Raw genomic sequence first — 5068 nt, forward strand, 5'->3', positions numbered from 1 at the left:
CGGAGTTAGTCGTGCCCAGGTCGATGCCGACCGCACGTGCCATGGTTGATTCCTCCAGCGATGACTTGAGTGGAACAGGCTCAAGTGTGCATCACCCCCGGGGCCCGGTGCGTGCCGCCGGGCCCCCGCGCGGGGGCCCGGCCGCGGTGGGCCAAGGTCCACGGCGATGGACCGTGACAATGCGGACCGGCAGCCGTTAAGCGCATGTGAACACAGCCCCGCACCCCGCGGCTTCGCCGACGTCGTACGAACGTCCCGGCCCGTGGCCCCGCCCGCGACACGACCCCGCCCCGACCGCCGGACGGAGCAGCCGGTGAACGGGAGCGGCGGCGAGTACCGGCTGGAGTTCGAGGGGTTCAAGTACCTGTGCCGCGTCGCGGAGTCGGCCACCGCGGTCACCGAACCCCTGGTCGTCGTGGGCGGCATGATGCAGGACCGCAACTCCTGGACGAACTACGACAAGTTGCTGCTTCCGCACCTCTCGCTGGTGACCGTGGAGCTGCCCGGTTTCGGTGCGGCCGACGCGCTGCCTCCCCACCACGGGTACGACTTCCTCGCCGGGGCGCTGCGCCACCTGCTCGTCGAGCTGGACATCGGCTCCGCGAACCTGCTGGGCACGTGTTACGGCGGCGCGATCGCCCTGCGCTGCGCCCAGTTGTATCCGCGGCACGTGTCACGCCTGATGCTGGGGGCCATGACGGGACACCTTCCGTCGTCGTATCTCGGCAGGATCCCCGAGTGGCGGAGGATGGTCGCGGAGGACCGGCGCGAGGAGCTCGCCGCCAGTCTGCTGTCGACGTTCGTGATGCCGCCCGACCACCGTATCCCCCGGCACGCGGCCGTCTGGCGGATGCTGAGCCACCAGTTCCGCACCCAGGGCCGGCGGGACCTCGACAACGCCTCCGAGCACAACGCCCGCATGATGCTGCACGAGTGGTACCGGCCGCTCAGCCTCGACGTGCCGGCGATCGTCTACACGGGAGAGCACGACCACCTGACCACGCCGGCCCTCGGGCGCCAGCTGGCCCGGGACCTGCGCGCGCCCTTCGCGACCTTCTTCGACGCCGACCACATGTTCACCCTGGAGCAGGACGCCGCCCACGCGGACCTCCTCGTGCGGTTCTGCACCGACCGGCCGCTGACGGACCTGCCCTACCTGAGTCCCGTGGAGCACCCCGGCGAACAGGAATCCCGCCAGGCCCCGGCGGTCGGGGCGGGTGACGACCCTCGCGTCAGTGGCACCTAGTAGGTACCATCGGCGCATGCCATCGTTGAACGTGTCCTTCACCGACGAGGAACTGCAAGGTGTGCGGGCCGCCGCCGCGGCCGAGGGCAAGAGCCTCAAGCAGTATCTCCACGACCTCGGCGTGCGGGAGATGCAGCGCAGGCACTTCGTCGCGGGCGCCGCCGGATGGGCCGACCGGCTGCGCGCCGAGTTCGACGACGCCTTCCCGGACGAGGTACCGCCCGTCCGGAGTGACGACGGGTCCGCCGCCGCCTGATGGCTCTCTCCATCGACGTTTCCTGGCTGCTCGACGTCCAGGAAGCCGCGCTCGACCGCGAGGACCTCACCGTCGCGGACTACTCCGCGCTGGTGGCCGCCGTCGCCCGGCACAGGACCCGGCTGCCCACCCTGGCCGCCGCCGACCCGGACGCGGCCTGGCGCGCGGCGGCGCTGATGCACACCATCGTGCGCCTGGAGCCGCTTCCGTTCCGCAACAGCCTGTACGCCGCGTTCGTCGCGGCCCAGTACATGGACCAGTCGGGCGAGGGTGTCGATCCGCCCTACGGCGCCCTCTCGGACCTCGTGCGCGCGATCCGCGACAGCCGTATCGGCGTCGAGCGGGTCGCCGAGCGGCTGCGCTCCTGGAGGCTGTGACCGCGGCCGGCCGGGGGAGCCGCGAAGGCCGTGAGCTGCTCCGCCGCCGTCTCGCGGGCCGTTCGCGGCCGGGAGAGCCCGCTCACCGCAGTCTCACGCGCAGGTCCAGGCGTTCATGCCCTGGAGTGCGGCGAGCCGGCGCGCCACGGTGATCTGTTCCTGCTTCGTCGCCAGGTCCGCCCGGCGGGCGAACCTCCGGCCGCCGGCGGCGACCCAGCTGGACTGCTTGAACTGGAGGCCGCCGTAGTGGCCGTTCCCTGTGTTCGCGTGCCAGTTGCCGCCTGCCTCGCAGCGGGCGATGGCGTCCCAGTCGGCGCCCAGACCCGCGGCTGTCACGGCGTGGGCGGTCGGCGTCAGGAGCGTGAGCAGGGCCGCGACCGGCAGGAACAGCCCGAGGGTCACGTGGTGGACCGCTCTCGGCCCGGCCGGTTTTCTCGCATCACGTGCGTGAGGTGAAATCATGTCAAGGGACGATAAAGGAGCTATCGGAATTTCATATGTATTTCGTGCCATACGTGTGATGTCGCGTCCGGGACAAGTCCCGTGCGTTCCGCGTGCGCAGCCCCGGTCCGCCGGCCGGATGCGGGTGCGGGCCGGCGGGCCGGGGTGACGACGCGGAGGGCGTCCGGGTCGGTCAGGGGGTGACCGGTTTGCCGCCGAAGGTCACCACCAGGCGGCCGTCCGAGGCGTAGGACCAGCCCAGGGCGCCGGCGTAGGCGGAGCACCGGGAGCCGTTCGTGCCGGACCAGAACTGGTTCGAACTGTCGGCGTCGCCGACGGTCTTGTCGTTCGACCCGCTTCCGCTGCGGCACGAGGTGTTGTCGCGGAACACCGACGTCCCCTTGTCGAAGGAGAAGTTGCGCTGGGTGTTGTCGATGCTGACGTTGTTCGACACGGCCATCGTGCCGGGGTTGCTGTTGTAGGTGAACCCGTGCTTGCCGTTGTGGTAGGCGATGTTGCGCCGCACGATGTGGTTGACCGCGATGTCGTCGCCGCCCAGCTTGTAGCCGTTGCGGTCGCCGTTGGAGTTCACGGTGCCGTCGCTGAGCGTGCCGTTGTCGTAGGACAGGGAGTCCTCGATGGTCACCGGTCCGATGGCTCCGGTGTCGGTCTTGGTGTAGAGGTCCCAGCCGTCGTCGATGTTGTTGTGCGACACGTCGTAGCGGAAGACGTTCCCGCTGCCCACGGTGAGCTTCGCGGCGAAGCCGTCGGCGTCCTCGCCGTCGGAGTCGGCGTTGTCGTGCGACTCCGCGCTCAGCACGAGGTTGTTGGCGGGCCACTGGTCCCTGGGCGTGGTGGAGGCGATACGCGACAGCTGCAGCCCCGTGTCCCGGTTGAAGCGCGTCACCGTGCGTTCGATGACGTTGTTGCTGCCGCCGACGAAGATGCCGTTGTCACCGGCCCGTTCGACGACGAGCCCGGAGACGTGCCAGTACGACCCGTTCACGGCGAGCCCGCGGTTGGCCGGATCCTCGGTCATGGCCGAGAAGTTGAGCACCGGCGTCTCGCCCGGATAGGCCGACAGGTTCGTGCGGGCGGCGGCGGTGCCGTTGTTGCCGGCCGGAATGGTCACCGTCTGGGCGTAGTCGTACGTCCCCCCTCGCAGGTAGATCGTCCCGCCGGAGGCGACGCGGGTGATCGCCGAGGCGAGGGTCGTCGGAGCGGACTGCGTGCCGGCCGCGCCGTCGGTGCCGTTCGGCGCCACGTACAGCGCGGTGGCGGACGGCGGTGTGGTGGTGTCGCCGGTCTCGGCGTCCAGGTAGTCGATGTTGGGCAGGCCGCCCGTGCCGGTGGGGCTGATCCGGACGGCGTTGGCGCCCGCGGCCACCGGCACGGTGACCGTCTTCGTCGCCCAGGTCCCCCACGCGCCGGTGCTCTCGAAGGACACCGTCGTGCTGTTCGAACCGTTCACGGTGAGGGTCGCGGCCCGGGCGCCGGAGGTCCCGTTGGCGAAGCGGATCCTCAGCGTCGCCGTGCCGGCGGCCGAGGCGTTCACGGTGAACTGGACATGTGCGCCTGCCGCGTTGGTGCCGTTGCAGAACCCGCTGCCCGAGTAGCCGGACCAGTCGGAGTCGATGGTGCCGGTACAGACCGCCGGGGAACTCTCCGCCTCGTACCGCACGGACGCGGCCTGCGCGGTGGTGCCGGACAGCGCGACGAGGGTGCCGGCCAGCAGACCGGCGGACGCGATGACTGGTCTCAGGTGCATCGTTCGTCTCCAAGTTCATGGGTTCGTCCGACCAGGGAGTGTGCTGAGAGCGGTGCCGCTCCGCCGTACGGCGACGGCCGCGGGGTGCTTCCCGCGTCGCCGGCCGGGCGGTGTCCGCCCCTTTCCGTCATGCTCCAGGTGTGGCAGCGTGACAGATCCGAGTACGTGAACAGGCCGCGGAGCCGTAAGCACGCACTCCTATGGGGAAAGCGCTTTCTCCGGACGCTAGAGGCTTGCCTGGGGCGCGTCAACAGTCGTGTACATGATTATTGTTCACGAGCATGAACGACTCGACGTCGGCTTCCAGCGGTCGAACCCGCTTCCGGGAAGCCGGTGGCCCGACTCCTTCAGGCCGTCGCGTCCGCCGCGTCCGCCCCGCCCAGCGCGTCCAGTTCGGCGGCGATCGCCTCGCGCAGCACGTCGTGTCGCGAGCCGAGCCGGGACCGCTCCTCGCTCCACCGTTCCCGCGGATACAGCCACACCGGCATGCCGGCCAGTTCGGCCGGCTCCCACGTGTAGCGCGGCCAGACATGGGCGTGCAGGAACGGATCGGTGTTGCCCAGGATCTCCAGGTTGACCCGGCGAAACCCCGGGTCGAGCCGCAGGCAGGCCCGCTCCACCGCCTCGCCCAGGCGGTCCATGTCGGACAGGAAGGCCAGCCGCGCCGCTCTCGGCAGGTCGGACAGCCGCTCGACTCCGGGCTCGTCGGCGAGCAGGACGCAGTAGCCCGGCAGGAACTGCACGTCGCCGATCACGGCGAAACCCGACTCGAGCCGTCGCAGCACGGTCGGGTTCTCGCCACGCAGCGCGGCCCCCGTGCGATCCGTCCGCCAGTCGTCAGCCATGAACCGACCCTACATGCCGGTGATCATGACCCCGATGACAGCCGGTTCTGGAAGATGCACGAGCCCTCGTAGGGGCGGGTCTGCCGCGACCCCTCGTCGTCCTCCGACACCCAGCCGGTCGCCCGGCCCACGTCG

General features: G+C 70.4%; 6 protein-coding genes. 3 read left to right on the forward strand and 3 right to left on the reverse strand.

Features of this window, described 5'->3' with window-relative positions:
• Window positions 1-313 precede the first annotated feature (313 nt).
• Genes ABZT03_RS42985 through ABZT03_RS42995 form a run of 3 tightly spaced genes read left to right on the forward strand, consistent with a single transcriptional unit; the run spans window position 314 to window position 1879 of the window.
• Entirely contained in the window at window positions 314-1246 is a 933-nt protein-coding gene (locus ABZT03_RS42985) for an alpha/beta hydrolase (protein ID WP_356049604.1), read from the forward strand.
• Between the two features lie 16 nt (window positions 1247-1262).
• On the forward strand, window positions 1263-1502 hold the full coding sequence (locus ABZT03_RS42990) for a hypothetical protein (RefSeq protein ID WP_356049606.1): 240 nt from the start codon (window positions 1263-1265) through the stop codon (window positions 1500-1502).
• On the forward strand, window positions 1502-1879 hold the full coding sequence (locus ABZT03_RS42995; protein WP_356049608.1) for a toxin Doc: 378 nt from the start codon (window positions 1502-1504) through the stop codon (window positions 1877-1879). Before ABZT03_RS42990 ends, ABZT03_RS42995 begins: the two co-directional genes overlap by 1 nt.
• A 93-nt stretch (window positions 1880-1972) precedes the next feature.
• On the opposite strand, the gene ABZT03_RS43000 is transcribed toward ABZT03_RS42995, so the two are convergent.
• The 3 genes from ABZT03_RS43000 to ABZT03_RS43010 all read right to left on the reverse strand — a co-directional run bounded on the left by ABZT03_RS43000 (window position 1973) and on the right by ABZT03_RS43010 (window position 4933).
• Window positions 1973-2248 (reverse strand): transglycosylase family protein, encoded by a 276-nt coding sequence (locus ABZT03_RS43000; RefSeq protein ID WP_356049613.1) that lies wholly within the window; start codon window positions 2246-2248, stop codon window positions 1973-1975.
• A 265-nt stretch (window positions 2249-2513) separates the two neighbouring features.
• The gene (locus ABZT03_RS43005) at window positions 2514-4088 is read right to left on the reverse strand and encodes a carbohydrate-binding protein (protein ID WP_356049609.1); all 1575 of its coding nucleotides are present in this window, start codon (window positions 4086-4088) and stop codon (window positions 2514-2516) included.
• A 347-nt stretch (window positions 4089-4435) separates the two neighbouring features.
• Window positions 4436-4933, reverse strand: a complete 498-nt coding sequence (locus ABZT03_RS43010) for a diadenosine tetraphosphate hydrolase (protein WP_356049611.1) — start codon at window positions 4931-4933, stop codon at window positions 4436-4438.
• Window positions 4934-5068: the final 135 nt, after the last annotated feature.

The sequence above is a fragment of the Streptomyces sp. NPDC005574 genome (assembly GCF_040605435.1).
Classification (GTDB): Bacteria; Actinomycetota; Actinomycetes; order Streptomycetales; family Streptomycetaceae; genus Streptomyces.

Bases quoted from the DNA above. Each gene is read 5' to 3' on its own strand.
- ABZT03_RS42995 (WP_356049608.1), top strand. From the start codon at position 1,502: ATGGCTCTCTCCATCGACGTTTCCTGGCTGCTCGACGTCCAGGAAGCC.
- ABZT03_RS43010 (WP_356049611.1), bottom strand. From the start codon at position 4,933: ATGGCTGACGACTGGCGGACGGATCGCACGGGGGCCGCGCTGCGTGGC.
- ABZT03_RS42990 (WP_356049606.1), top strand. From the start codon at position 1,263: ATGCCATCGTTGAACGTGTCCTTCACCGACGAGGAACTGCAAGGTGTG.
- ABZT03_RS43005 (WP_356049609.1), bottom strand. From the start codon at position 4,088: ATGCACCTGAGACCAGTCATCGCGTCCGCCGGTCTGCTGGCCGGCACC.